We start from the raw sequence: 24,954 nt of genomic DNA, 5'->3' as shown, positions 1-24,954 counted from the left end.
TAATCGCTTCACGAATAAAAATCACAGGTATTTGCGATTAGTTTTATAATAATTTTAACCTCGAGGAGTTCTTAAAAACATAAATTGCAGTTGAATTCCAATAAAAAAAGAAAAATATGAGCAACATAAAAATACTATGGGTAGATGACGAGATCGATTTGTTAAAGCCACATATATTATTCTTAGAGAAAAAAGGGTATAGCGTTTCAACCTGTAACAACGGGCAGGATGCTATTGATATATTTGATGATGAAAACTTCGACATCGTTTTTCTAGACGAGAATATGCCGGGGTTAAGCGGACTGGAAACCCTTGCGGAAATTAAAGAAAAGAAATCCTCAGTTCCGGTAATTATGATTACCAAGAGTGAGGAAGAATATATTATGGAAGAGGCGATAGGTTCCAAAATTGCCGATTACCTGATCAAGCCGGTTAACCCGAATCAGATCCTGCTGAGTTTAAAGAAAAATCTGGATCACTCCCGACTGATATCGGAAAAAACGACCTTAGACTACCAGAAAGAATTCCGGAAAATTGCGATGGATATGGCCATGGTAAATTCGTATGAAGACTGGATAGAAATGTACAAGCGTCTTATTTTCTGGGAGATGGAACTTGAAAATATTGAAGACCAGAGTATGGTTGAAATTTTGGAAAGCCAGAAGCTGGAAGCCAATTCGCAGTTCGGAAAGTTTATCGAAAAGAACTACGAGGACTGGTTTGACCCGAAAGAAGAGGCACCTATCATGTCTCACCAGTTATTCAAAGAACTGGTGGTACCGGAACTGCGAAAAAAAGAAATGCCGATACTGTTCGTTGTGATCGACAACCTGCGGTATGACCAGTGGAAGGCTTTTGAAAGTGTGGTGAATAATCATTACAAGCTGGAAAAAGAAGTAAGCTACTATTCGATTCTGCCAACGGCAACGCAATATGCCCGTAATGCTATCTTTTCTGGCTTACTGCCCTTGGAAATGGAGAAAATGTATCCGCAGTATTGGAAAAATGATGTGGACGAAGGCGGAAAAAACCTTTTTGAAGGCGAATTCCTTACCGAGCAGTTAAAACGACTGCGTATCGATATTAAACAGGAATATTATAAGATTACCAATTTTAAAGACGGTAAAAAACTGGTTGATAATTTTAAAGGATTAAAAGGAAATGACCTGACCACGATTGTCTATAATTTTGTAGACATGTTATCGCATGCCAAAACAGAAATGGATGTGGTAAAAGAGCTGGCTTCCAATGATAAGGCATATCGTTCCTTAACGCTGAGCTGGTTCCGGAATTCCCCTTTACTGGAAATTATTCAATTGGCACAACAGCAGGGCTTTAAATTGATTTTAACGACCGACCACGGAACGATTAACTGTAAAAATCCTTCCAAAGTGATCGGGGATAAAAATACCAGCCTGAACCTGCGTTACAAAACGGGAAGAAGCCTTACTTATGAAGATAAAGATGTTTATGCGGTAAAAGATCCTAAAAAGATCGGATTGCCGGCAATCAACATGAGCAGTTCGTATATATTTGCTAAAAACGACCTCTTCCTGGCGTATGTGAACAATTACAACCACTACGTAAGTTACTACAGAAATACGTATCAGCACGGCGGTATTTCGCTTGAAGAAATGATCATTCCGTTTCTGATATTTAATCCGAAATAAAGACTAACTGTTTAAGGGATAGCCGCTATCCCTTAAACAGTTATTGTGTAAGAAATTATGTAATGTGATTTCAATAAAATAAGTATATTTGTTTTTTATCGATACCTCTATGCAAATAACCTTCTCATTGGATGAAATCCAAGATGTTGCCAAACAAATATTATCCCAGAACCTGAAAAAAGTAATTACTTTCCATGCCGAAATGGGCGTAGGGAAAACAACCTTAATTAAGGTATTGGTTAAGGAACTGGGCGTTCAGGATATGGCGAGCAGTCCTACTTTTTCATTGGTCAACGAATATGAAGGCAAAAGCGGTGAGAAGATCTATCATTTTGACCTTTACCGGTTAAACAGCGAAGAAGAAGCTTACGATATGGGTATTGATGAATATTTCTATTCCGGTGACTGGTGTTTTATTGAATGGCCGGAAAAAACACCAAATCTGATACCGATTGACCATGCTGCCATTCATATTAAATTACTGCCAAACGGAAAACGTTTTTTAGAGCTGAAAAATTAAGCGGAATTTTTACTTTGTAAGTATTTCATTAAAAATAATTTATCACAAAAAAAGTTGTACTTTAGTGCAAATTATTGCGTAAATCATGTCATTAAGTCCATTTACAAGACAACAATTACTTCCCCAAGAAGAAAAGCTGGAAATAGCGAAACAAAAAGGTGAACTTTTCATCGGAATTCCTAAGGAAGTTTCCTATCAGGAGAGAAGAATTTGTTTGACACCCGATGCGGTTAATTCGCTGACTTATCACGGACATCGCGTACTGATGGAAGCCGGAGCCGGAGAAAGCTCCAGTTTTTCAGATAAGGAATACAGTGAAGCAGGAGCGGAGATCACCAAAGACCGCAAGAAAGTTTTCAGCTGTCCGATGATTTTAAAAGTGGAACCGCCTACAATAGACGAGATCCACCTGATGAACCCGCAGACAATCGTTATCTCAGCCATTCAGCTAAAAACGCAGAAAAAGACCTATTTTGAAGCGCTGGCAGAAAAACGGATTACCGCTTTGGCTTTTGAATTTATCAAAGATGAAGATGGTTCCTATCCGGCCGTAAAATCGCTGAGTGAGATCGCAGGAACCGCTTCCGTACTGATTGCTGCCGAATTAATGATCAACCAGTCTTTTGGAAAAGGATTGTTATTGGGCAATATCACCGGTGTGCGTCCAACGGAAGTTGTGATCTTAGGAGCCGGAACGGTAGCCGAATATGCAGCCCGTACAGCAATTGGCCTGGGTGCAAGTGTCAAGGTTTTCGACAATTCGATAACGAAGCTGAGACGCCTTCAGAATACTTTAAATCAAAGAATATTTACATCGACCATACAGGAAAAATCATTGCTGAAATCGTTAATGCGCTGTGATGTGGCTATTGGCTGCATGAAAGGAAAAAACCGCGCACCGATTATTGTTTCGGAAACGATGGTGGAGAACATGAAAAAAGGAGCCATCATCATTGATGTAAGTATTGATACCGGCGGCTGCTTTGAAACTTCTGAAGTAACCACCCACGAAAAACCAACGTTTATAAAACACAATGTTGTTCATTATTGTGTTCCCAATATTCCTTCCCGTTATTCCAAGACCGCTTCCATGTCGATTAGCAACATCATCAGTCCGTTTCTTTTGCAGATTGCCGAAGACGGCGGTATAGAAAGCGCTATCCGATGCAACAGGGGGCTTAAAAACGGGATTTATTTTTACCACGGCATCTTAACAAACAAGTCGGTTGCCGATTGGTTTTCAATTCCGTACCGGGATATCAACCTTATCGTTTTTTAAAGTAAGTTGTTCTGGGTTAGCCCGAAACAAATGATTACTTTTGCACAAATTAAAAAAATATGAAATTTAAATTCCGTTTAGCCTATTACTTATTTGGATTGTTAATAGGTTCAATGTTCCTTACTTTTTTCTTAAAAGAGAAGAAAGCCGAGTTTTGTTATTTGCCAAATTGCCGAGTTTTAAAAGATTTGAGAAGCAAACCGATCAGTTATTCGGCTGAAACGACTGCTAAATTCAATGAAAAATGGGTGTCGATGGACGATATTAAGAAAACATTGGAGTATGGTGACGTTGATTTTTCAAAAAGTAACAAACCGCTTGACAAAGGTAAATTATACATAGTGGAAGGCAAAAACGCTAATAATGAAAATATTACGGTTTCCATCGTGAACTACTCGGATAAGGTGATTGTAAAAGATGTAAAAAAAGAATAATTTTTTTTCCCGAAAAGCTTGCAGAGTTAAATATCTTGCCTATATTTGCACTCGTAATCAGGAACACAATTACTGATGACAACAACAAAAATAGGGCGATTAGCTCAGCTGGTTCAGAGCACCTCGTTTACACCGAGGGGGTCGGGGGTTCGAACCCCTCATCGCCCACAAGAAAACTCAAGCCTCACTAGGATTTCCTAGTGAGGCTTTTTCTTTGGTACAACATTATTTAGTAGCTGTATGCTATTTTATGAAACTGCTTAATCATAACGCTGTAAAATTTATAGAAAAATTAAATATTCAAATGAAATCAAAAATATTAATGTTTATTGTATCTCTTTTAATTGCTGTTCTGGTATTCAATTTTTACGGATATAAAATACTTGGGATTGAAAAGTTCGTTGAAAAAAGAGAAAGTTGTGCTGAATATTCAAACGGTGGTGGTGAAATGACAACAACATATGGGATACTCGAATTTTCTAAAGACGATGTCCTATATTATACAGAGGATTCGAACCATAGGAATAATGGTTATAAAAAATCTTTTAAATACTCAAAGAAAGATAATTACATATATATCAAAAGAAACACAGAGGATTATATGCTTGTTGATTTTGATACAATGAGAATTGTTGGGGATACATTACGCGGTTGCTGCGGAACGGCATTTATCAAACAATAATGAAGAAAAATATTTATATATTATTTCTGTTTTTCTCTTTTTTATTTTCTTGTTCTACTCAAAAACTAAACAATGATGCGGTAACCAAAAAAGTAAAAGGTACTGTTTCTGATGACATAGGCATTTTACCATTTGTACAAATACTCGTAATAAATAAAAATACCACAGTTAGAAAAACATTAACTGATTGGGACGGAAATTTTGAAATGGAAGTAAAAAAAGGCGAAATTTTAGAAACTAGCTGTGTAGGTTTCTATTCTGAGCAAATTATAATTACTGATAGTAATGAATATAAAATCAAGTTAAAATGGAATGACGGAACTAGCGATAAAAAAAGGCAACGCGATTTAAAAAGATTGGCAAGAAAAAATGGAGGTTTTTATATAGTTCCAGATTGATGAATAAAAACAGTACACAACATCCTGTTGGCGTGAGCGTTTGAACCCTTCATCGCCCACAGAAATTAAAACATAGCCACTGTATTACAGTGGCTATGTTTTTTTATGTAATTTATCGCTTAATTTTTACTTTCTCAAAAAAAGAAAATTCAATTTACCAAAATAGATCACTCGTATTGTCCCTTTTTGTGTATTATTGTAAAAACCTGTGCTTGATTATGGTGAGCATATACACCCATAATAAAGTAACGGATATATATAAGTCGGGAAACCATCGCCACTTTTGCGCGACGTTCTCCCAACTGTCGGCTTTGTGTGCTATTTTTGAAGAACAGAAACTAAAAGGCAATTTTTAATGCTAAACTAAAATTTTGTTTATGAAAAATATTTTAATTTTATTTATAGTATTTACTTTCTTTTGTTGCAAACCAAAAAACGAAGATTTTAAATTTTATGAATGTGAATTCCTTTTTTCAGAGGTGGCTGGCAATCCATTTGACAGTATTGATAAATATAATAAGTGGGTTGATAACAAACAAGACGCAATAAATTTGAAAGTCCATTTTAACGATTTAGAATTAAATAAAAGAAATTTGAATAGTCTCTACAAAACAAAAGCTCAATACTTTTTTATCATTGGTGGCGGTGGAATTTGGGTTCAGGCAAAAAATTGTAGAGCCGAAATTAAAAACGATACACTTTTTATAATTTACAAACCTAAATGGAACCGTGAACCAGTAGGCGAAGCCGCATCAACAATGATATGTATGGAATTGGATAAAACAAAATATCCAAATTACAGAGAACTTACAATAGATTACATACAGGAATAAAATGAAACCCTCTCCCGACTTGGCATACAATAAATAGAATAATGCATTGAAAATAATGAGGGTTCGAAGTCAGGAAACTTTACACAGCAAGGAGATTAAATGAGAAATTAACAGCTAAATCAAAAACATAACCTAATGCCAAAAAAATATATAATTACTTTATCGTTTTTAATTATTTCTACTTTTTCATTTGGTCAATTACCAGATAGTAATTCTAAAAAAATAATTGGTTTTGTTTTTGAAAATTCGATTTATGTATATACGCTCATTCCGGTAGTTGAGGCTGATATTATAATAGAAGGAACGGAAAGAAAAACGAAAACGGATACAGACGGAAAATTTGAAATTGAAGCTAAAGAAGGTGAAAAATTGATCGTTACAGGATTGGGAATTAAAACTAAAGAACTTCTAATTGAAACTAAAAATTGTTATAAAATCACTTTAGATACAGATCTGGAAGATTATCCGATTAGTATTACCAGAAGGATCGCTAGAATAAATGCAAAGAAAGCACGCAAGATTGAACAAACTGTAAAACGAAAAACACAAGAGGGTTTTTATGATTGTTTAGATTAAAATACGACACACAACTAATACGAAAGCTTAAATATGAATATCGCTTCTAAATTTTTTATGTTTATAATTATAGTTCTATTTGCTGGATGTTCATCCAATTCACAATCGATCAATAGCATTTCTTATAATTTTGCTGGTGGAGAAACAGGACACTATATAAAAATAGAAATAACTAAGGATTCTATAAATGGAATGTTTGAAAGTCTGAACCAGAGAATTATAATAAAAGAAAAAACACCAAAAAACACATGGGATTCTTTAACTCATTCAATCACATTAGAAAATTTCAAGGAAATAAAAAGCGGAAAAAGTCTTCTTGAAATAGACGGTACAAATGTTTCTATTAAAGTTGAAACAGATGGAGACAGTTATTCCTTTTTAAACGGAAATATAGACAAGGTTCAAAACAAAAAAGTTTTTCATTTCATGGAATTTTTAGAGAATGAATTGAGCAATATTTACCAAAGAGCAAATCATTAATAAAACAGCAAAGCGAACTCAGTCCGCTTGGATCCGTAACTGATGATTACGGCGAAACCTTACGAAAGACTTCCTTGCATATTTTCGAAAAACATCAAAACAGGTAGCAAGTGTTCGATTGTAAGCCCAGAAAATCCACAATCCTTAATTTCTTAGGGAGTATTTCTCTCTAAAAACCTTTTCCCGGGTATAGTTCTATATCAATAGAATTCACCGCATGACACATATTTCAGGCATTGAGCTTGTTAGTAAAGCTAAATGAGCCTGTGAACAATATGAGTATGTGGCCTTATCTTTTATATTTGTATAAATTCTTTATAATTCACTTGAACAAGATACGGCTATGCAAAGAGATGATAAATTGAAGACGATCAGTTACTCGGGAATTTTCTTGTCCTGTTTTGCAGAGGAGAGTGAGAAATGCATCCACGCTACTCCTGAGCATGTATTAGTATACTTATATTCCGGAGAACAGCTTGTCGAAAATGGAAATAAGAAATACCGGATACAGGCAGGTGAGTGTGTCCTGATCCGTCGCGACCATCGTCTTGTAATGTATAAAAACAGCAGCGGTGATGAGTTGTATAAGGGTATATCCCTTACATTCAGTAGAAATGTCCTGCGGGAGTTTTACAGTAAAATGAATAAGTCCGAAATACCGGCCGGTGTAGCAGTAACGGATGAAGTTGTTTTTAATGTAAATCCGCGTCCGGATATAACAAGCCTGTTTCAGTCATTGACACCTTACTTCGATGAAGATGTAAAACCAACGGAAGGCGTGGTGCATTTGAAATTATTGGAAGGCATTTATGCCCTATTAAATAATAATGAAGTCTTTTATCCGATACTGTTTGACTTTACTGAACCGTGGAAAATTGATATTCTGGAATTTCTGAATGAAAACTTTGCTGATGATCTCACTATGGAACAAATTGCAGCCTATACAGGACGCAGCTTAGCAACATTTAAAAGAGATTTTAAAAAAGTAAGTAACCTAAGCCCTCAAAAATGGCTTATAAAAAGGCGTTTGGAAGCTGCCTATGGCAAACTTAAAGAAGGCAAAAAGGTACAGGATGTGTATGTGGAAGTTGGTTTTAAAAATCCTTCTCATTTTTCAACAGCATTTAAAAAACAATATGGTTTTCCTCCAACAGAAGCCTGAAATGTAACAGGATTGAGCTTTTAAGAAAAGTTATTTGAGCCCCGCAGTAAAGCCACTGCGGGGCTTCTTTTTTAATTTTGCTGATATCAAAAAAGCAATAATGGAACAAACAGCAGGTACCGGTATCTTTGAAAGACTAAAAGCCGGGGAAACCATACCGTCAAACGATCCTCAGATACACAGCCTCCGTGAGGCTTCATTCGAAACGAAGAAAATACTCCTTCAGATGAACGCTTCGTCAGATCCGTCTGAGATAAGGAGCTTGTTAAGCCTTATCACCGCAAATGAAATTGATGTTACTTCCGATGTGTTTACCCCGCTATATATTAACTACGGCAAAAACACCAGAATAGGCAAAAATGTATTTATCAATTTTGATTGCGTCTTTTTGGATTTGGGAGGAATTACTATTGAAGACAATGTACAGATAGCCCCAAGGGTCAGCCTGCTTTCAGAAGGACATCCTTTATCGGCGCAAGACAGGCACTCCCTTGTGCCGGGACATATATTAATTAAGAAAAATGCCTGGATAGGCTCGGCAGCTACGATATTACCTGGGGTTACTATAGGCGAAAATTCCATTGTTGCAGCCGGTGCGGTTGTGACTAAAGATGTTCCGGATAATGTAATTGTGGGCGGAGTACCGGCAAAAATTATAAAGACAATTTAAACAATAGCAATAAAATGAAAAAAACAGTATTACTACTGGGAGCAGCCTTGTTGATGTTGGGCTCTTGCCAGAAACCTAAACCAGATCAGCAGAAACAAACCGGTAACACAGCAGCAATGGATATAAATGAACACTATACGTTTAAATTGAGCGATAAGGTAACCCGTCAAAAAGTAACATTTAAAAACCGTTACGGGATTGAGCTTACAGGTGATTTATACCTTCCAAAAAACAATATAGAACCGTTAGCCGCACTTGCCATCAGCGGGCCTTTTGGTGCTGTAAAAGAGCAATCATCAGGACTGTATGCGAATCAAATGGCGGAACGTGGCTTCGCAGCACTGGCCTTTGATCCGTCCTATACAGGCGAGAGTGGTGGCGAGCCGCGTAATATTGCATCGTCCGATATTAATACGGAAGATTTTAGTGCCGCAGTAGATTTTCTGGGCATTCAAAAAAACATTGACCGCAACAAAATAGGGATCATTGGTATTTGCGGTTTTGGAGGATTTGCATTAAACGCTACTGCGGTTGACAAACGTGTGAAAGCTGTAGCCACAACAAGCATGTATGATATACCGCGAGCAGCATCTAAAGGTTATTTCGACAAAGTAACTTTAGCAGAGCGTACAAAAACATTGGAGCAGATGAGCGCGCAACGCTGGAGAGACGCAGAGAAAGGAAAACCGGCCTATGGGCAGTGCCCAAATCCGGAGAAACTGAAAGGTGATGAACCCGAATTTGTAAAAAGTTATTTTGATTACTATAAAACCAAACGGGGCTTTCACCCGCGTTCAATCAATTCAAACGGTGCCTGGACAATCACCAGTCCGTTTTCTTTAATGAATTTGCCAATACTGACATACATTACAGAAATTTCCCCGCGGCCAGTATTAATCATAGCAGGTGAAAATGCACACTCCCGTTATTTTAGTGAGGACATCTTTACATCCGCTTCCGAACCCAAAGAATTAATGATTATTCCTAATGCTGTACACGTGGATTTGTATGATAAAATTGATGTAATCCCTTTTGAGAAACTGGAATTATTCTTCAAAAATAATTTGAAATAACAGCACTTCAAATAAAATCAGGTACAGTATTTATCTTAAAGAATGTCCATAAAGGTTAAAACATTAATCAGGTGTTCGGCTGTAATTCCCGACACGCACAAAAAAACTCCTTAAGTATTTAAGGAGTTTTTTGTTTGGGGATATTTTTACCGGCTTATAAATCCATACTTCCGGATTTTGTATGTTTCAGAACGTTGTCATAAATTTTATTCAGCAGGTTTTGTCTCATTTTTGAATTTCTTTGGTTCAGCAGTATTATGATCCCCCAGTTTTTAGCCCTGTTGTAGCAGATAATGGAAGACTGCCCCATAGAATCACCCGATTTTAAATAAATGGTGTTTGCATCATCTGTTAGAATGTTGGTGCCCAATCCCATTTCCCGGTTTTCATCTTTATAGAAAATCTTTTCGGTAATCAGAGCCGCTTTACCGATTGTATTTTCGGTATTTAAAGCCGCTTTTAAAAACGTAACCATATCTGAAGCACTGGACTTTATTAATCCGGCTGCTGCTGTAATATTCCATTTCATGAATTCCTGAGTTCCGCCATTCGGATTATGGCCAACTGTGCGGTTTTTGACATTAAAATCTTTAGTTAAGGTATTGGTCATTTGTAGCGGCTCGATTATTCGGGCTCTGATAATTTCATCATAACTTTTGCCATACACTTTTTCTACGATTTGTCCGAGTAATGTATATCCAATTGTAGAATAACGGTAACGGCCGTAGTCTTTAAGTTCGCTGCAATTATTGATTATAGTAGCCAGTGTTTTTTGGGTTACGCTATTTACGGGCTGTTGCGGATCTAATTCAATTAACTTTCCAAAGTCGATATCGGGTAAACCTGATTGATGAGACGCCAAGTCTGAAATCTTTATCCTGTTTTTAAGATTTTTATGCAATACATATTCTTTTGGAAGGTAGCTGTCGATATAATCATCTGTTTTTATTTTATGATCAATAACCGCCTGTGCGATTAAATTTGAGGTTAAAATTTTAGTAATCGAGGCAATTTCAAATATAGAATTCTTATTAATTTCAATCGGGCTTTCGGCATTCAGATTGCCATAGGCAGTATAGTATTCCGTATTGTTCTTGATAAAACCAACACTGATACCTACGTCAGGATTTTTTTGATAATTATCCTTTATTATCGAATCAATTTTTTTGGAGATGTCCTGTCCGAAAGAAAAAGTGCCTGTTAATAATAGCACTGCTAAAAAGTGTAATGAAGTTTTCATAGTATCGTGTTTTTAGGTTAAAAAATATTTCGATACAAATGTGTGGAAGAAATCAGCGCTATGCGACCGAATAAAAGTAGTCGGACGCATTTGTTATAAAAAAGGAGTACGAATATTTTAAAAAAACAAGTACGAGTAATTACAAAGTGTTGTATTGTAGTGTTTTATGATGAGGTTTAGGCGTGTAACCGGTGTGCTTTTTAAAAGCCATATTAAAGGTAGATTTGGAATTAAACGCAAAACGGTATTGTATAATGAGCTATATTTTGTTGTTTTTACGGTGTTATTTTTATGATTTCCGGAATCCGTCAGATATATGAATATACATATCTTTACTGAAAAAATTACAAGCGCTCATGTCAGGTCGAAAACTTCTCGGGATTGTTTTGATTACTCTTTTTGCTGTCAGTATGGTTGCACAACCTACTAAAAATGTTTTATTACAAAAAGGGTGGGCGGCACTTGTTAAAGACAATGATGACGAAGCCTTCCGTTATTTTTTTCAGGCATACGAAAAAGCAAAAGATGATAAAAGTGATGAGGATAAAGCAGAATCCTTATTGTATTTAGGAATTTGTACGTATGGTTCCAACCTCGAAAAAGGCTTGCATTATGCGTTGCAGTCGTTAAATATTTATAGCCGTCTGGAAAAAAAACATCCCGTAAAATTTGAAATTGGCAGAAGCAAATGCCTGCAGCTGATCGGGACGATTTATACCCGCCAGGGAAAATTTAAGGAAGCCATTCCGCTTAGCCGGGAAGTGGTCAGTATATTGACCAATCATGACGATAAAAGCGGCACTTTAGGCCTGGCTTATACAACCCTTGGAAGTTTATACGATTCCGGGAAAATCTCCGATTCAGCAGCCTATTTTTACAAACTGGCCTTGGAGGATTTCGAAAAATCGGATAATGTAGCCTATCTGCCCACTACTTATATCCGCATGGGTGAACTGGAACTTAAAAAGCAAAACAGCAGCGCAGCATTGCAACATTTTAAAAAAGCGCTGGATGTTGCTGTCCGTTCCGAAAATGACCAGGCACATGTATCGTCTTTAAATGCTTTGGGAAAATGGTACCGCAACGCAAATAATCTGAAAGAAGCACAGCATTATTTCCTGGAAGCCAATAAAATTGCGGTTACCCTTTCGGACAAGACGTTCGAAATGAAAACACTCGAACAGCTGATCGGCTTATACGAAAAACAGCAGCATTTTGCGGAAGTTTCGAAACTTCAAAAAAGGGTAATGGCCATCAAAGAAGAATCCTATTCTCTGGAAAAAGCCAAAATAGGGAAGAGCCTTGAAGTACAATTTGAAACAGCCGAAAAGAATAGAAAACTGGCTTTAATTTCCCAGGAAAAGGAAATCGCAAGACTGACTAATTATTTACTGGCGGTTTGCATCGTTGTCCTGCTGGTCGTTTTTATAACAGGATATTACTACCTGAAAAACAGAAACAAGCGCGATAAACAGCTGCTCAAAACAAAAGAAGCTTTAGTGGAAGCACTGGAACAGCAAAAAGAACTGAAAGAAATCCAGTTTAAGAATGATCTGGACCACAAGGAAAGCCAGCTGAGCGCAATTACGCTTCAGATGCTTCAGAAAAATGAATTGCTAAACGAGATTAAAACAACTATTGAGCTGCAGCAGCCCTTGTCGGAACAGCAGCTCGTAAAAATGGTAAACCGCCATTTTGAACAAAAAAATAACTGGGAGGATTTTAATCTTTATTTTGAAAGCATCAACAAAAATTTCTACACCCGCTTAAAGCAAATCTATCCGGAAATCAGTGCCAACGATTTAAAAATTTGCGCACTGATTAAACTAAACCTGTCGATAAAAGAGATGGCTTCCATCCTGAATATTTCTCCCGACAGTGTCAAAACTGCCCGTTACCGCCTGCGCAAAAAACTCCAGATGAATGCAGACGATAACCTGACCAATTTTATTCTTTCGGTATAAAAATCGGAATTGTCTACCTGATTTCTACAGGTATTTCCGGGTTTGTCTACCTTTTGTCTACCTTGATTTTAGTGGCTTTACAGCTGTTTCCTGATAATTTTGAAACGGTTCCTCTAATTGCGTTCATTGCTTTGGAAGGAATAAGAACCCGTATTAAAATCAGGAATGTAATTACCGGGAATTGCTATTGGTAAGAAGCGCAGCATCTTTTTCAAAAGCAATTTTCAAAGCCCTTTAAAGATGAATAAAAAAAGACTTTCAATTTTCGGAATCATCCTTTTGTTCGGTTTCGGATCATTTTATATCTACAACAAGGTACTGTATAAAGAAGGCCGGAATGTTGGCCAGGAAACTTCCGCTTTTGTATTGCCCGCTTCCGGGCTGATCAGCCAATATAAATCGGATATAGCGGGATCGGATAAAAAATACCTGAACAAGACCATTGAAATAGAAGGGAAGATTACCGAAATCTCCGATTCAGCCATTACGCTGGACAGTACCGTTTTTTGTGGTTTTGATAAAAAAGTGAATCCCAAAAATCAAAACGGCAAGGTGAGGATTAAAGGAAGATGCATTGGTTTTGATGAAATGTTTAACGAAGTAAAATTTGACCAATGCATAATTTTAGAATAACCATGAAACCTATTTATTTCCTTATGATGACCCTTTTTTCCGGGTTTGTCGCAAATGCCCAGGAAGACCTGCTTTCCGGTCTGGATGCCACTCAGGCAAAAAATACCAATGTTACAGCGGTCTTTAAAGGCTTGCAGATCATTACGCTCCAGTCTACAAAAATGGCCGCCAAGAAAGAATTTTATTTTGTGGTTTCCCATCGCTTCGGAACGGTAAAAGATGGAATTTCGGAGTTTTTCGGATTTGACCATGCAACTACAAAAATAGGCGGGATTTATGGAGTGACCGACTGGCTTTCTGTTAGTGGATCGCGCCACACGCTATCGAAAATGTATGAAGTGGGCGCAAAATACAGGGTGTTACGGCAAAATGACGCTTTCCCTTTTGAAGTGGTAGGCTATAGTACCATTGATATTAACAGCCTTCTGAAAAAAGAAGACTATCCCAAAATTGAATTTTCAGACCGACTGGCATTTATCCACCAGCTACTGATTTCGAGAAAGATCTCCGAAAAACTGTCCGTTGAGCTGGCGCCGTCATTCATACACAGGAATTTATACAATCCGGAAATTGAGAACGACAACCAGTTTTCTATTGCGTCCGGAGGCAGAATGAAACTAACCAAAAGGCTTTCGCTTAATATGGAATATGCCTATAATTTCAACAAACCCGGTTTTTACAGCAATCCGTTGTCTGTAGGCCTTGATGTGGAGACCGGCGGTCATATTTTCCAACTATTGTTTACCAATTCGCAGTCCATGACCGAAAGCGGTTATCTGACCAATGCAGCCGGTAATTGGAGTAAGGGAGATTTCTTTTTTGGATTTAATTTATATAGAGTTTTTTAAGATGAAAAAAATAGCACTGTTCGTAACAATCATACTCTTTTCGCTGACCGGCTGTGATTCGGATACTTACGAAGATCTTCAGGAACATACGGTAATTGTTGGAAAAGTAACCTACACGGCACAGGTGAAAGCAATCATTGATGCCAATTGTATCAGCTGCCATTCCGCTGCCGGAAGCGCTTCTTTCCGCCCTATGACAACTTACCCGGAAGTAAAGGCAGCTTTTGAAACAACCAACCTGGTGAGCAGGATTCAAAGACAAAACGGGGAATCCGGACAAATGCCCCAGACCGGAAGAATGCCTCAGGATAAAATAAATACGATTATCCAGTGGGGAACAGATGGTTTATTAGAAAACTAAACACTTGTAACGATGAAAAAGAACTTTTTTTTAATGCTTTTGCTGCTGACTTCCATTTCGTTTTATGGACAAAAGTATATTACCAAAACAGGAAATTTAAAATTTGAAGCCTCTGTAGCTTCGTTTGAGGAAGTTGCGGCCGAAAATAAAAACACTTCTGCCGTTTTAGAAGCTTCCACCGGAGAGGTTGCCGTTTTGGCGCTGATGAAGGGTTTTCGCTTTAAAGTGGCGTTGATGGAAGAACATTTTAATGAAAACTATATGGAATCCGATAAATTTCCAAAAGCAACCTTTAAAGGAAAAATCGAGGATTTTGATCTTGAAAAAACGGTAAATGCAAAAAGCTGCCGGATTTCCGGTGATTTGACCCTTCACGGTAAAACCAGAAAAATTACGACCACGGCAAAAATAACAAGGTCCGGCAATACGATAACCCTGGCAGGGAATTTTGAAGTTACGCCGGCAGATTTTGCAATAGAAATTCCGGGTCTGGTACGCAAAAAAGTGGCCGATAAAATTCAGGTCACTTATAATTTACCCTTAATGAACAAATAACCATGAAAAGAATACTCTTGTTTTTCCTGTTGGTTTCGGCATTTACAAATGCCCAGGACAAAGAAAATAAAGACGTTTTTAATGTCGCACGATTTGGTACTGTAGAAGAAATGAAACTGCTGGAAGCTAAAAAACAGGATACGATAAATGCCGTAAATCCGGGCGGATTTACCCCGCTGATCCTGGCCTGTTATAAAGGTAATAACGCCGTTGCAGCTTACCTGATTCCAAAAGTGAAAAACATAAATTTCAACACGGCAAACGGTTCGGCACTGGCGGCAACCTGTATGAAAGGGAATGTTGCGCTGACCAGATTGCTTTTGGAGAACAAAGCCAATCCGAATCTTGCCGATGTGTCCGGAGTAACGCCTTTGCTATATGCGATTCAATTTAAGAATAAAGAACTGGTGGAACTGCTGCTAAAATTCAAAGCCGATAAAAAACAGGCCGATAACAGCGGCAAATCACCGTTTGAATACGCGGTTTTTACTAAAAACGAGGAAATCATTAACCTATTTAAAAACTAATATACAACAATGAAAAAAACACTACTATTGTTATTTTGGAGCATTTCCGCACTAAGTTCTTACGCACAGACAAAATCTACCGGTGTGGTCAATTTAATGGCTGGAATGACTGCCAGACTGGACTTGAACAATACTACTTCCACGGCGACATTAACGCTGACCGGGCCGTCTGACCGCTGGTTTGCCTTACAATTCGGGGCATTTAGCCAGGGACAGGGAATGGAAGCCGGCCAGGATGTTGTTTACTTTAACGGAACAACGCTGATTGATGCCGTTCACAACGGCATTGGTTCTGCGCCAACAGCCGATACCAATAACTGGAACGTTACTTCCAATACCGTAGCGTCCGGAACGCGTACCATCGTGGCTAACCGTGCATTCAATACCGGATCGTCCGGTGATTATACATTTGTCTATCAAAACGGAACGATTGATTTCGCGTTTGCCAAAATGAGTTCGGCAAGCTTTTCACTGGCTTACCATGGCGGTGGAAACAGAGGATATGTGATTGGAGTACCAGTTACAACCGCTTTGGCTGTAGGTGAATTTGAAAAGGCAAAAGTGGCGTTATTTCCAAATCCGGCAAACAATACTTTTTCGATCCAATCAAACGAGGCTGTTCAATCGGTAATTGTGTATGATGTAAACGGAAAACAATTGGCAAAATTCACCAACCAAAAAGAAGCCTTAAACATTGCTGCTTTACCGGCAGGGCTATATTTTATAGAAATTCAGAATGCTGAAAATCAGACCTTTTTTGAAAAGCTGATCAAAAAATAAGCAACTTTTTGAGCGTATCAATCCATTTGGTACTGCGAAGGTTATCAATAACAGTACACCTGTTTCCGGAATACTCAAAATTCCGGAAACAGGCGTTTCCGCTATACGGATCAGCTGCTATACAGAAGTTCTTTCTTAAAATAAAGCTGTTGGTGTTGATTGTCCTCATTCGCCTGTTCGTCAAAATGGAATTCCCGGTAGTCAAAAGACTGTAGTATTTCCTTTAAAACCATGTCTTTTTCAAAGACCTTTATCCAGATCAGATCATGCTTTCGCTGAACAGCAATCGCTTCGGCACGTTTAAGCAGCAGCGATAATTCTTCCGAATTGAAATAAACAACCTGTTCAATACCCATTGGTTTATTCGCTCCGGTATTTTGATTGTAAAGCCTTGAAGAATTAAGCTTCATAAACGATAGCGGTGTTTCCGCTTCATAAACCATCAGCATTTCAACCGAAAAATCATTCTGTATCCTGATGAGCTTTTGATGGGAAAGATTTTCGGTAACATATTTTTCACCGGATGCTTTGTCCCCTAATACAGCAGTATAGAAACCGATGGCTTTGTTTTCCATCCAGAGCGCATTTTCGATTAATAGCACGACAAATTTTACAACTTTAGACATATTTATTCCTATTGAGCTACGCTGCTAAACCGGCATTTATTGCGGCATTGCAGCATATATTATCAGGTAACAAAACTGCATTTATCCGGCGTGTTTGTAAAGAGCCGGATTGCCTGGATGTTGGTCAAAAAGGCGGTAGTGTCAAGCGGTATTAGGATTCCGTGCGATAGGCTAAAGGAGAAAGACCGGTATGCTTCTTAAAAAATTTCCCGAAAACCGATTGATTGGAAAAATTCAGGATGTCACTAACCTGATTGATCGTTAAGGATTTGTTTTGTAACAATACTTTTGCTTCCAGAATAATAAGACCATCAATCCAGTCCTTTGCCGTTTTGCCGCTGTTCTTCTTAACGACTTCCGACAGGTATTTACGGGTTACATGCAGGCGGTTGGCATAATAACCGACAGCGCGTTGTTCCAGGAACTCCTTGGCAAGAATTGCTTTGAATTTTTCGAATAACGGGTTCTGTGCCGTATGATGCGGAATGTTTTGTTTTAGCGTGTCGAGTTCGTATATCAGGATATACAGGTAGCTCCTTAAAATAGCCGGTTGGTGGGGATATGTACCGTTAAGTGCGGCTTTGATCTGGTTAAAAATAGGCTCAAATTTGGTAACAGCCGTTTTGTCGAGCGCTGATACATGCATCGCGTCATTTTCAAAAAAATCAAATTGGGTCAGGAAAAAAATATTAACCTGACTTTCAAGAAAAAACGGCGCTTTAAAAAAGATAATATCAATCAGGATTTCCTCACTGTCTTTGCTAAAGCTTCGGATAACGGACGGACTTAACGTAATGATTGCCGGTGCATGGATGACCGTTTTTGAAAGCCTGGTCTGCATCACGATACTGCCTTTTCTCAGAAACTCCACCGCATAACTTTCCGCCCGGTACGGTTCGGTAATATAAGGATGATCCTGTGCCTGAATATAGAAATAGCCGTCTTTATTGCTGGCGGTAGTAAACAGACTCTTGTGATGTTCAAGGGAGTAGGTCGTAATTTTGTTCATCCGGGAGACTTCTTTATTTGTATTACTGCTTCAATAGCTTTTTGAAACAGCTGTTTTCGGGGCGTTAATTGATATTCAAATATAGCTAATGATGCGGATATGGCTCCATGCTTTAACAGTAAAAAAAGCAACGGTTCATTTTAAATCCGGGATTGCAAAAGGACCTGTCACGGCGGTATTATGCAATGAAAGCACTTTTTATATTTATATTTTCCTGCTACTTTTGTTTGATTTCCGATTATTCTAAAAAAAAATGTAATTCCATGGATCAGGATAAATTTATTTTCTGTCTCGAAGCGGTTCCCGATGTCGAAACGGATACGACCACAGCAGTGTTTAAAAGTCTGGAACAGTTAGCGCTGGAGCAGGGTATTGCCAGCATCCACAAAACCTGCGATACTATTGAAGGTCTGGAAGAAAGCCTGAATGCACTGCTGTATGAGGATCATTATTTTAAGGATTATGAAATCATTTATTTAGTGATGCAGGGCGACGGAAACAACATTTGCTTAAACGACTATTACTATAGTTTTGAAGAAATAGCAGAACTCTTTGAAGGAAAAATGACCGGTAAGATCGTACATTTTGCCAATACAAAGACGTTGGATTTAAGTGAGGAAGAAGCCCAATACTTTTTAGACATTACAAGGGCAAAAGCGGTTTCGGGTTATGGAACAAAGTTCAGTAAAATGATAAGCGATAAACTGGACAATGTTTTCTTTAGTCTGTGTCAGGATGAAGATGATGTAACTGAAATCGTGGAAGAATTGCATGAAAAGCATTATGCACTTTGCAAACTACTCGATTTTAGGCTGTACTACTAATGGAATTGTTTATTTTTATTGGAAAGTATCGTAATATGAATTTTAACCGCTAAGATGGATAACAAAAAACAGCACCTTTCCGATTTTGATGGTTACGAAAAGACCGCCAATCATTATAAGGTAAGGCGTAACAACACCTTCGGCATTCTTTCGAACGACCTGGAAACAATCATTCCGGCGGATTATGCAGAGATTATTTACAGGAATAATACCGGTATCTTTTTTTGCAGAAAGGAGCTTTTTAAAAGTAAGGACACCATTTATTATTGTTTTGATAAAAACGGTTCCTTTTTAAAAGAGCTGCATTATTCATACATCTGGTTTGATTATTTCAGCAATCAGGATTATTATCTGTTTAGTGAAGCGGATAGTGATTTTGATACTTTTTATTTTGATCCCAAAAATGAAATGACGGGAGAATTCGGTTTGATTGACGCTAAGCTGGAACAGCGGCTACCGGCCCGATACGGATGGATCAGTATTCACAATAAGGATTATATTCTTTATAAAGGCGACAATTTTGAAATGCACACACCGGAAGACGAACATAAATTCCGGTCGGTTATAAATTATTATACACTAACCGGCGGGAAATGGGGTGTTATGGATTCGGATCATAAAATTAAAATTCCATTTGAGTACGACTGGATTTACGGTACCAGAAACGAACAGGTTTTTGTAGTGAACAAAGGAGGCGCCATGACCTATCTGGAGCAGGTGCAGGATGATAACGGAACCTGGTTTGTTGAAGGCGGAAAATGGGGAATTGTCGATTCTGAAAACAAAACTATAATACCGGTACACTATAACCGGATGAGCTTTTATGAGGATAAAATACTGCTACAGGAAGATTCGGATAAAACAGCTACACAAGCATCTGTAGATTTGGAAAAAAACTATATTAGCTATGTGTTATAATGAAGAAGCTATTATAGGATCATGCCATTTTTTGAATAACAGACTAGTGATAAACATTAAAAAATAAAGATATGAAATTAGGAGCCTTTTCAATGAGTCTTAGTGTAAAAGACATTACTGTTTCCAAACAATTTTATGAAGAACTGGGATTTAAGGTTTTTGCCGGAGATCTGGAGAAAAAATACCTTATCATGAAAAATGAGAATGCACTGATCGGTTTGTTTCAGGGCATGTTTGAAGGTAATATTTTAACTTTTAACCCGGGTTGGGATGAAAATGCGAATACGATGGAACAATTTGATGATATCCGCGTTATTCAGAAGCAGCTAAAGAGCAAAAATATTGCGTTAATGACAGAAGCCGATGAAAACACTTCCGGACCGGCCAGCCTGATGGTAATGGATCCGGATGGCAATGTCGTGCTGCTGGACCAGCACATTTAAACGCCGGCTGAATATAACGAAAACTACAAAAGTGTTTCCGGGAATAGAAAAATGTACTTTGTCTGTTTCCGGAAACACTTTTAATTTACAACCCACAGGAAGGACGATAAGCTGCTGCTGTAAAGGGATGGCTATCAGGAGAAGTCTATAAGAAATGTAAATCAGTAACGGTTACGATCAGTAATAAAATTACTATTAAGAAATGGTAAATTTTAAATAATTGATAATGATTTGTTCTTTTTGTTGCAATAATTTAGAAATTATAGTGAATCCTTTATAATAAAATATATCTTTACGCGTTATACACACAGATAATATTGACTTCCTCTTATACTTATTTAATTTGGAAAACAGTAATATGTAGTATTTGTTTTACTATTCTGCACAAGCAGATTTAATTTTTCCAAATTATGAAATCGTACTCCGTACAAGAAATCAATGCAGTACTTCGGGGAAGTATCATAGGCGATACCACTCATAGTATTTCCTCACCCGAACAGCTGGAACTGGCTGATCAAAATCAGATATCGTTTATCGGACATAAAAAATATGAAAAATTCTGGATGGCTTCCAAAGCTTCTGTAGCGGTGGTCAATAATGAAATTTCTATTGAGCCCGGCGAGAACCGTGTTTTTATTAAAGTTCAGAATGCCGATTTAGCCATGTCGCAGGTATTGGAGCTTTTTGCAAAATCGGCTCCGGTTTTTGACAATCCGATACATGATACAGCGGTTATCCACCCGGATGCCATTCTTGAAGAAGGAGTAAAGGTCGGGGCAGGTTGCTATATTGGTGCCGGCGTTGTTATAGGTAAGAATGTTACGATTTATCCTAATGTAACCATCCTGGATGAATGTACCATTGGTGCTCAAACCATTATATGGTCGGGAGTGGTTGTCCGCGAGCGTTGTCATATTGGCGCTTGCTGTATTCTGCATCCCAATGCGACTATAGGAGCTGACGGTTTTGGTTTCAGAGCCTGTCCGGAGCGTGGTTTGGTAAAAATTCCGCAAATCGGAAATGTAGTTATTGGCAATGGTGTCGAAATTGGTTCCGGTTCCTGTGTAGACAGAGGGAAGTTCAGTTCAACCATTATTGGTGATGGCTGTAAAATAGATAATTTAGTACAGATAGGGCATAACAGTGTGTTGGGTAAATTCTGTATCATGGCCGGCAATAGCGGTCTGGCAGGTTCCGTAACATTAGGCAATGGTGTGATTATTGGCGGCAGTGCCTCGATAAAAGACCATGTTACCATTAAAGATGGTGCCGTAGTGGGAGCAGGTTCCGGGGTAACCGGCGATGTGGAAGCTGGAATAACGGTATTGGGCTATCCGGCGGTTGAAGCCAGAAAAGCCCTGAAACAGTGGGCAATATTGAAAAAAATGGCCTCTCAGTGCAGTTAACTGGCTTGTTGATGATGGGTAACCGGAGTGGCTTATTCCGTGCTGTTTTTTAGTGAAAATCCGGCAGAATAATTATGATTTGTTTAGTATTTGCGAAATAATAAAATGATTAATTTTGGAAAAAATCAACCATGAAAAAAGTAATATTAACGTGTTGTGCACTCTTTTTGTTCAGTTTCCAGAATCAGGCGCAGCATAAAGACAAACCACTTTCAACCGAAAAAATGACTACGATGAACACTGAAAACATTTACCAGTTTAAAGTAAAAGATATCGAAGGTAAAACTTTTGATTTTGCGTCCCTGAAAGGAAAAAAAGTGATGGTCGTAAATACCGCGTCAGAATGCGGATTGACACCACAATACGAGCAATTGCAAAAGCTGTACACGGAATATAAAAACAAGAACTTCGTGATTATCGGATTTCCGGCCAATAACTTTGGTGCTCAGGAACCGGGAAGCAATAAAGAGATCGCTACGTTCTGTTCTAAAAATTACGGTGTGACTTTTCCAATGATGGAAAAAATATCTGTAAAAGGGGAGGACATGCATCCGTTATACCATTTCCTGACCGAAAAAGCGAAAAACGGTCTGGAAGACAGCCAGGTGGAATGGAATTTCCAGAAATACCTGATTAATGAAAAAGGACAGCTGGTTAAGGTAATCCACCCGAAAACATTACCGGACAGCCCGGAAGTAGTGAACTGGATTAAAGGTTAATTACGATAAAAACAAAAAAGAAAAGCTCCCGCAACGGGAGCTTTTTTTATAGCATTAACTGCAGGAATGCCGTATCCAGCCACCGGTCAAATTTATAGGCATTCTCCTTTAGGATGCCTGCCATTTCAAATCCGGATTTTTGGTGAAACAGGATGCTTCCGGTATTTTCCGTATCGATGACCCCGATCATGGTATGTTTGTTTTGTGCTTTGGCTATCGCAATCAATTCGGCCAATAATAGTTTTCCGATACCTTTTCCGGTATGCTGCTGATCGATATAGATAGAATGTTCAACAGTGTATTTATAGCCCTCTTTAAAGCGGAAAAAACCATAGGTACCAAAACCTACAGCCACATCGTTTATAACGGCTACCAGGAAAGGAAAATCGTGTTTTCTTTTGTCCTGTATGATGATTTCCTGTTCCTGTAGTGTTCTGGGTTCATAATCGTATATGGAAACACTGTTTTTGATTTCATGATTTATGATTTCAAGGACATACGGCAAATCGCTGTCTGTAAAGGGTCTGATGGATATATTCATGGCTGTGTTTATACCATCAAAGATATAAAGTTTCACACTTTTTTTGAAAGAAATTGATAATAGAACACTAAATTTGTTTTGCGTTTTTGAGACGCTCAATTTAAACTTCAAATATAAAATGTCGTATCCTAAAATACCTTTGGCACAAAGTATTATTGAAATTTGTAAAGCCAAAGGATTACTTGATATTATCATCTCTCCGGGTTCCAGAAATGCACCTTTAACAATAGGGTTTGTCGGAAATAAAGAATTTAACTGTTATAGTATTGCCGATGAACGCTGTGCTGCTTTTATGGCAGTGGGTATGGCACAGCAGTTAAAGCGTCCGGTTGCCGTGGTTTGCACTTCGGGCTCGGCACTGCTAAACTATTATCCGGCAGTTGCGGAAGCGTTTTACAGCCAGTTGCCTATTGTTATCATATCGGCGGACCGTCCTACTTCAAAAATTGATATTGGCGACGGACAGACCATTCGCCAGCGTAATGTTTATGCGAACCATATACTGTACAGTGCCAATCTTACCGAGGAAGCTTCGGAAGCAAATGATCTGGAAATTAATGAAGCCATCAATCAGGCTATTGTTAAAAAAGGTCCGGTTCATATCAATGCGCCTTTTGAAGAACCTTTATATGAAACGGTTGAGGTGGCTACGGTAACAACACAGGTTTTGGCTCCGGTGCCGCTACCGGAACAGCTCCCGGATTTAAAACCTTATACGGAGCAATGGAACAAGGCTAAAAAGAAACTGATTTTAGTTGGTGTCAATGACCCGGACAGTATCGATCAGGCTATTATTGACCGGCTTGCGGCTGATGCTTCGGTAGTGGTGATGAAAGAAGCAACATCGAATTTGCATCATCCTCATTTTATCGGCAATATCGATACTATTATTACCCCGTTTTCAGAAGATGATTTTAAAGCGTTTCAGCCTGAAATTTTAATTACCATTGGCGGTATGGTTGTTTCCAAAAGGGTAAAAGCCTTTTTACGAAAATACAAACCGGAAGCCCACTGGCATATCGATACTTTAAGGGCTTACGATACTTTTGGCAGCCTGACCAGACATTTTGAATGCACACCCAATACGTTTTTTAACGGATTTTTACCGGGTACAGCAGCGGTTGCCAGTGATTACCTGGAAAATGCCGTAGCGCTTAAAGCCTTGCGGGAAGTCAAACACCAGGAGTATAGTGCCCGGATTCCATACAGCGATTTTAAAGTATTTGAAACGATACTGCCGGCATTACCGCAAAACAGCCAGCTGCAAATCAGTAACAGTTCGGCTATCCGTTATGCACAATTATTTGCTATCGACCCGTCTATCGAGGTTTTTTGCAACCGCGGCACCAGCGGAATCGACGGTAGTACTACTACAGCCATTGGAGCAGCTGTTGCCAGTAAGAAAGAAAACATCCTGATTACCGGAGATATCAGCTTCTTTTATGACAGTAATGCACTTTGGAATGCCTATATCCCTAAAAATTTTAAAATCATTCTGATCAACAATCAGGGCGGTGGTATTTTCAGGATTTTACCCGGACATCAGGAAACGGAAGTATTCAATACCTTTTTTGAAACCACCCATAACTTTACGGCGGAGCAACTGGCTTCAATGTATCATTTTAAATATTATCAGGCTACAGACCTTGAGGCACTAGAAACGGTGCTTCCGGATGTCTTACAGGAAAATTCGCAGCCTGTACTGTTTGAAATTCATACACCAACAACAGTAAATGACAGTGTATTATTGGAATATTTCAAAAACTTAACATAGAATTCAAGA

At 38.3% G+C, this 24,954-nt stretch carries 29 protein-coding genes and 1 tRNA gene; 26 read left to right on the top strand and 4 right to left on the bottom strand.

The window, feature by feature from the left end:
• Positions 1-116: 116 nt before the first annotated feature.
• The 13 genes from B3394_RS16310 (at position 117) to B3394_RS16250 (ending at position 9,777) form a co-directional block, all read left to right on the top strand.
• Entirely contained in the window at positions 117-1,670 is a 1,554-nt protein-coding gene (locus B3394_RS16310) for a bifunctional response regulator/alkaline phosphatase family protein (protein WP_177734617.1), read from the top strand.
• A gap of 109 nt (positions 1,671-1,779) precedes the next feature.
• Positions 1,780-2,190, top strand: a complete 411-nt coding sequence (tsaE, locus tag B3394_RS16305) for a tRNA (adenosine(37)-N6)-threonylcarbamoyltransferase complex ATPase subunit type 1 TsaE (RefSeq protein ID WP_177734616.1) — start codon at positions 1,780-1,782, stop codon at positions 2,188-2,190.
• 85 nt (positions 2,191-2,275) lie between these two features.
• Complete coding sequence (locus tag B3394_RS16300; protein ID WP_177734615.1) at positions 2,276-3,469, top strand: alanine dehydrogenase; 1,194 nt, start codon at positions 2,276-2,278, stop codon at positions 3,467-3,469.
• 59 nt (positions 3,470-3,528) lie between these two features.
• A complete protein-coding gene (locus B3394_RS16295) occupies positions 3,529-3,903 on the top strand; it encodes a DUF4258 domain-containing protein (RefSeq protein ID WP_177734614.1) in 375 nt (124 codons plus the stop codon).
• A 93-nt stretch (positions 3,904-3,996) separates the two neighbouring features.
• Positions 3,997-4,071: transfer RNA gene (locus B3394_RS16290), tRNA-Val, on the top strand.
• Between the two features lie 136 nt (positions 4,072-4,207).
• Positions 4,208-4,585 (top strand): hypothetical protein, encoded by a 378-nt coding sequence (locus B3394_RS16285; RefSeq protein WP_286927154.1) that lies wholly within the window; start codon positions 4,208-4,210, stop codon positions 4,583-4,585.
• The gene (locus B3394_RS16280) at positions 4,585-4,983 is read left to right on the top strand and encodes a carboxypeptidase-like regulatory domain-containing protein (RefSeq protein ID WP_286927152.1); all 399 of its coding nucleotides are present in this window, start codon (positions 4,585-4,587) and stop codon (positions 4,981-4,983) included. Before B3394_RS16285 ends, B3394_RS16280 begins: the two co-directional genes overlap by 1 nt.
• Before the next feature lie 377 nt (positions 4,984-5,360).
• Positions 5,361-5,816, top strand: a complete 456-nt coding sequence (locus tag B3394_RS16275) for a hypothetical protein (RefSeq protein ID WP_286927151.1) — start codon at positions 5,361-5,363, stop codon at positions 5,814-5,816.
• A 135-nt stretch (positions 5,817-5,951) separates the two neighbouring features.
• The gene (locus tag B3394_RS16270; protein WP_177734610.1) at positions 5,952-6,392 is read left to right on the top strand and encodes a carboxypeptidase-like regulatory domain-containing protein; all 441 of its coding nucleotides are present in this window, start codon (positions 5,952-5,954) and stop codon (positions 6,390-6,392) included.
• A gap of 33 nt (positions 6,393-6,425) precedes the next feature.
• Positions 6,426-6,872: a hypothetical protein gene (locus B3394_RS16265; protein ID WP_286927145.1), complete on the top strand. Its 447-nt coding sequence runs from the start codon at positions 6,426-6,428 to the stop codon at positions 6,870-6,872.
• A 343-nt stretch (positions 6,873-7,215) separates the two neighbouring features.
• Complete coding sequence (locus B3394_RS16260) at positions 7,216-8,034, top strand: AraC family transcriptional regulator (RefSeq protein ID WP_286927143.1); 819 nt, start codon at positions 7,216-7,218, stop codon at positions 8,032-8,034.
• 100 nt (positions 8,035-8,134) lie between these two features.
• Positions 8,135-8,704 (top strand): sugar O-acetyltransferase, encoded by a 570-nt coding sequence (locus tag B3394_RS16255; protein WP_177734607.1) that lies wholly within the window; start codon positions 8,135-8,137, stop codon positions 8,702-8,704.
• A 14-nt stretch (positions 8,705-8,718) separates the two neighbouring features.
• Positions 8,719-9,777 (top strand): alpha/beta hydrolase, encoded by a 1,059-nt coding sequence (locus B3394_RS16250; protein WP_286927141.1) that lies wholly within the window; start codon positions 8,719-8,721, stop codon positions 9,775-9,777.
• A gap of 154 nt (positions 9,778-9,931) precedes the next feature.
• Here the strand turns inward: B3394_RS16250 and B3394_RS16245 are convergent, their stop codons facing one another.
• Entirely contained in the window at positions 9,932-11,017 is a 1,086-nt protein-coding gene (locus B3394_RS16245) for a serine hydrolase domain-containing protein (RefSeq protein WP_286927139.1), read from the bottom strand.
• Between the two features lie 356 nt (positions 11,018-11,373).
• On the opposite strand from B3394_RS16245, the gene B3394_RS16240 reads away from it, so the two are divergent.
• From B3394_RS16240 to B3394_RS16210, 7 genes are all read left to right on the top strand, one after another.
• Positions 11,374-12,981 (top strand): tetratricopeptide repeat protein, encoded by a 1,608-nt coding sequence (locus tag B3394_RS16240; protein WP_177734604.1) that lies wholly within the window; start codon positions 11,374-11,376, stop codon positions 12,979-12,981.
• Between the two features lie 240 nt (positions 12,982-13,221).
• Positions 13,222-13,614: an OB-fold protein gene (locus B3394_RS16235; protein WP_286927136.1), complete on the top strand. Its 393-nt coding sequence runs from the start codon at positions 13,222-13,224 to the stop codon at positions 13,612-13,614.
• A gap of 2 nt (positions 13,615-13,616) precedes the next feature.
• Positions 13,617-14,462: a DUF5777 family beta-barrel protein gene (locus tag B3394_RS16230; protein ID WP_286927459.1), complete on the top strand. Its 846-nt coding sequence runs from the start codon at positions 13,617-13,619 to the stop codon at positions 14,460-14,462.
• A gap of 1 nt (position 14,463) precedes the next feature.
• A complete protein-coding gene (locus B3394_RS16225; protein ID WP_286927135.1) occupies positions 14,464-14,823 on the top strand; it encodes a cytochrome c in 360 nt (119 codons plus the stop codon).
• Between the two features lie 12 nt (positions 14,824-14,835).
• Entirely contained in the window at positions 14,836-15,378 is a 543-nt protein-coding gene (locus tag B3394_RS16220) for a YceI family protein (protein WP_286927133.1), read from the top strand.
• Positions 15,379-15,380: 2 nt separating this feature from the next.
• Positions 15,381-15,905 (top strand): ankyrin repeat domain-containing protein, encoded by a 525-nt coding sequence (locus tag B3394_RS16215; protein WP_286927131.1) that lies wholly within the window; start codon positions 15,381-15,383, stop codon positions 15,903-15,905.
• 9 nt (positions 15,906-15,914) lie between these two features.
• The gene (locus B3394_RS16210) at positions 15,915-16,685 is read left to right on the top strand and encodes a T9SS type A sorting domain-containing protein (RefSeq protein WP_286927129.1); all 771 of its coding nucleotides are present in this window, start codon (positions 15,915-15,917) and stop codon (positions 16,683-16,685) included.
• Between the two features lie 110 nt (positions 16,686-16,795).
• Here B3394_RS16210 and B3394_RS16205 read toward each other — a convergent pair whose 3' ends face one another.
• Positions 16,796-17,311 (bottom strand): hypothetical protein, encoded by a 516-nt coding sequence (locus B3394_RS16205; protein ID WP_286927127.1) that lies wholly within the window; start codon positions 17,309-17,311, stop codon positions 16,796-16,798.
• Positions 17,312-17,462: 151 nt separating this feature from the next.
• Positions 17,463-18,320, bottom strand: coding sequence for a helix-turn-helix domain-containing protein (locus B3394_RS16200; protein ID WP_286927126.1), 858 nt, complete (start codon positions 18,318-18,320; stop codon positions 17,463-17,465).
• A gap of 263 nt (positions 18,321-18,583) precedes the next feature.
• Here B3394_RS16200 and B3394_RS16195 point away from each other — a divergent pair, with 263 nt between their 5' ends.
• The 5 genes from B3394_RS16195 to B3394_RS16175 all read left to right on the top strand — a co-directional run bounded on the left by B3394_RS16195 (position 18,584) and on the right by B3394_RS16175 (position 22,630).
• The gene (locus B3394_RS16195; RefSeq protein WP_177734596.1) at positions 18,584-19,144 is read left to right on the top strand and encodes a DUF6642 family protein; all 561 of its coding nucleotides are present in this window, start codon (positions 18,584-18,586) and stop codon (positions 19,142-19,144) included.
• Positions 19,145-19,198: 54 nt separating this feature from the next.
• Positions 19,199-20,062: a WG repeat-containing protein gene (locus B3394_RS16190; RefSeq protein WP_286927124.1), complete on the top strand. Its 864-nt coding sequence runs from the start codon at positions 19,199-19,201 to the stop codon at positions 20,060-20,062.
• Between the two features lie 71 nt (positions 20,063-20,133).
• Complete coding sequence (locus tag B3394_RS16185; protein ID WP_286927122.1) at positions 20,134-20,505, top strand: VOC family protein; 372 nt, start codon at positions 20,134-20,136, stop codon at positions 20,503-20,505.
• A gap of 410 nt (positions 20,506-20,915) precedes the next feature.
• Positions 20,916-21,911 (top strand): UDP-3-O-(3-hydroxymyristoyl)glucosamine N-acyltransferase, encoded by a 996-nt coding sequence (gene lpxD, locus B3394_RS16180; RefSeq protein ID WP_286927120.1) that lies wholly within the window; start codon positions 20,916-20,918, stop codon positions 21,909-21,911.
• A 131-nt stretch (positions 21,912-22,042) separates the two neighbouring features.
• Complete coding sequence (locus B3394_RS16175; protein WP_177734591.1) at positions 22,043-22,630, top strand: glutathione peroxidase; 588 nt, start codon at positions 22,043-22,045, stop codon at positions 22,628-22,630.
• 46 nt (positions 22,631-22,676) lie between these two features.
• Here the strand turns inward: B3394_RS16175 and B3394_RS16170 are convergent, their stop codons facing one another.
• Positions 22,677-23,171, bottom strand: a complete 495-nt coding sequence (locus B3394_RS16170; RefSeq protein WP_273246610.1) for a GNAT family N-acetyltransferase — start codon at positions 23,169-23,171, stop codon at positions 22,677-22,679.
• 118 nt (positions 23,172-23,289) lie between these two features.
• On the opposite strand from B3394_RS16170, the gene menD reads away from it, so the two are divergent.
• The gene (menD, locus tag B3394_RS16165; RefSeq protein WP_286927118.1) at positions 23,290-24,945 is read left to right on the top strand and encodes a 2-succinyl-5-enolpyruvyl-6-hydroxy-3-cyclohexene-1-carboxylic-acid synthase; all 1,656 of its coding nucleotides are present in this window, start codon (positions 23,290-23,292) and stop codon (positions 24,943-24,945) included.
• The last annotated feature ends 9 nt before the right edge of the window (positions 24,946-24,954 follow it).

Origin of the sequence: Flavobacterium sp. UBA4197, assembly GCF_002379575.1 — a bacterium.
Taxonomy (GTDB): Bacteria; Bacteroidota; Bacteroidia; order Flavobacteriales; family Flavobacteriaceae; genus Flavobacterium; species Flavobacterium inviolabile.
Note: the sequence above shows the minus strand (reverse complement) of the source record. Positions and strands in the feature narration are given on the sequence as shown.

What these genes read in the sequence shown, in the direction of transcription:
- B3394_RS16310 (WP_177734617.1), top strand. Translation starts at nt 117, where the DNA reads ATGAGCAACATAAAAATACTATGGGTAGATGACGAGATCGATTTGTTA.
- tsaE (WP_177734616.1), top strand. Translation starts at nt 1,780, where the DNA reads ATGCAAATAACCTTCTCATTGGATGAAATCCAAGATGTTGCCAAACAA.
- B3394_RS16300 (WP_177734615.1), top strand. Translation starts at nt 2,276, where the DNA reads ATGTCATTAAGTCCATTTACAAGACAACAATTACTTCCCCAAGAAGAA.
- B3394_RS16295 (WP_177734614.1), top strand. Translation starts at nt 3,529, where the DNA reads ATGAAATTTAAATTCCGTTTAGCCTATTACTTATTTGGATTGTTAATA.
- B3394_RS16285 (WP_286927154.1), top strand. Translation starts at nt 4,208, where the DNA reads ATGAAATCAAAAATATTAATGTTTATTGTATCTCTTTTAATTGCTGTT.
- B3394_RS16280 (WP_286927152.1), top strand. Translation starts at nt 4,585, where the DNA reads ATGAAGAAAAATATTTATATATTATTTCTGTTTTTCTCTTTTTTATTT.
- B3394_RS16275 (WP_286927151.1), top strand. Translation starts at nt 5,361, where the DNA reads ATGAAAAATATTTTAATTTTATTTATAGTATTTACTTTCTTTTGTTGC.
- B3394_RS16270 (WP_177734610.1), top strand. Translation starts at nt 5,952, where the DNA reads ATGCCAAAAAAATATATAATTACTTTATCGTTTTTAATTATTTCTACT.
- B3394_RS16265 (WP_286927145.1), top strand. Translation starts at nt 6,426, where the DNA reads ATGAATATCGCTTCTAAATTTTTTATGTTTATAATTATAGTTCTATTT.
- B3394_RS16260 (WP_286927143.1), top strand. Translation starts at nt 7,216, where the DNA reads ATGCAAAGAGATGATAAATTGAAGACGATCAGTTACTCGGGAATTTTC.
- B3394_RS16255 (WP_177734607.1), top strand. Translation starts at nt 8,135, where the DNA reads ATGGAACAAACAGCAGGTACCGGTATCTTTGAAAGACTAAAAGCCGGG.
- B3394_RS16250 (WP_286927141.1), top strand. Translation starts at nt 8,719, where the DNA reads ATGAAAAAAACAGTATTACTACTGGGAGCAGCCTTGTTGATGTTGGGC.
- B3394_RS16245 (WP_286927139.1), bottom strand. Translation starts at nt 11,017, where the DNA reads ATGAAAACTTCATTACACTTTTTAGCAGTGCTATTATTAACAGGCACT.
- B3394_RS16240 (WP_177734604.1), top strand. Translation starts at nt 11,374, where the DNA reads ATGTCAGGTCGAAAACTTCTCGGGATTGTTTTGATTACTCTTTTTGCT.
- B3394_RS16235 (WP_286927136.1), top strand. Translation starts at nt 13,222, where the DNA reads ATGAATAAAAAAAGACTTTCAATTTTCGGAATCATCCTTTTGTTCGGT.
- B3394_RS16230 (WP_286927459.1), top strand. Translation starts at nt 13,617, where the DNA reads ATGAAACCTATTTATTTCCTTATGATGACCCTTTTTTCCGGGTTTGTC.
- B3394_RS16225 (WP_286927135.1), top strand. Translation starts at nt 14,464, where the DNA reads ATGAAAAAAATAGCACTGTTCGTAACAATCATACTCTTTTCGCTGACC.
- B3394_RS16220 (WP_286927133.1), top strand. Translation starts at nt 14,836, where the DNA reads ATGAAAAAGAACTTTTTTTTAATGCTTTTGCTGCTGACTTCCATTTCG.
- B3394_RS16215 (WP_286927131.1), top strand. Translation starts at nt 15,381, where the DNA reads ATGAAAAGAATACTCTTGTTTTTCCTGTTGGTTTCGGCATTTACAAAT.
- B3394_RS16210 (WP_286927129.1), top strand. Translation starts at nt 15,915, where the DNA reads ATGAAAAAAACACTACTATTGTTATTTTGGAGCATTTCCGCACTAAGT.
- B3394_RS16205 (WP_286927127.1), bottom strand. Translation starts at nt 17,311, where the DNA reads ATGTCTAAAGTTGTAAAATTTGTCGTGCTATTAATCGAAAATGCGCTC.
- B3394_RS16200 (WP_286927126.1), bottom strand. Translation starts at nt 18,320, where the DNA reads ATGAACAAAATTACGACCTACTCCCTTGAACATCACAAGAGTCTGTTT.
- B3394_RS16195 (WP_177734596.1), top strand. Translation starts at nt 18,584, where the DNA reads ATGGATCAGGATAAATTTATTTTCTGTCTCGAAGCGGTTCCCGATGTC.
- B3394_RS16190 (WP_286927124.1), top strand. Translation starts at nt 19,199, where the DNA reads ATGGATAACAAAAAACAGCACCTTTCCGATTTTGATGGTTACGAAAAG.
- B3394_RS16185 (WP_286927122.1), top strand. Translation starts at nt 20,134, where the DNA reads ATGAAATTAGGAGCCTTTTCAATGAGTCTTAGTGTAAAAGACATTACT.
- lpxD (WP_286927120.1), top strand. Translation starts at nt 20,916, where the DNA reads ATGAAATCGTACTCCGTACAAGAAATCAATGCAGTACTTCGGGGAAGT.
- B3394_RS16175 (WP_177734591.1), top strand. Translation starts at nt 22,043, where the DNA reads ATGAAAAAAGTAATATTAACGTGTTGTGCACTCTTTTTGTTCAGTTTC.
- B3394_RS16170 (WP_273246610.1), bottom strand. Translation starts at nt 23,171, where the DNA reads ATGAATATATCCATCAGACCCTTTACAGACAGCGATTTGCCGTATGTC.
- menD (WP_286927118.1), top strand. Translation starts at nt 23,290, where the DNA reads ATGTCGTATCCTAAAATACCTTTGGCACAAAGTATTATTGAAATTTGT.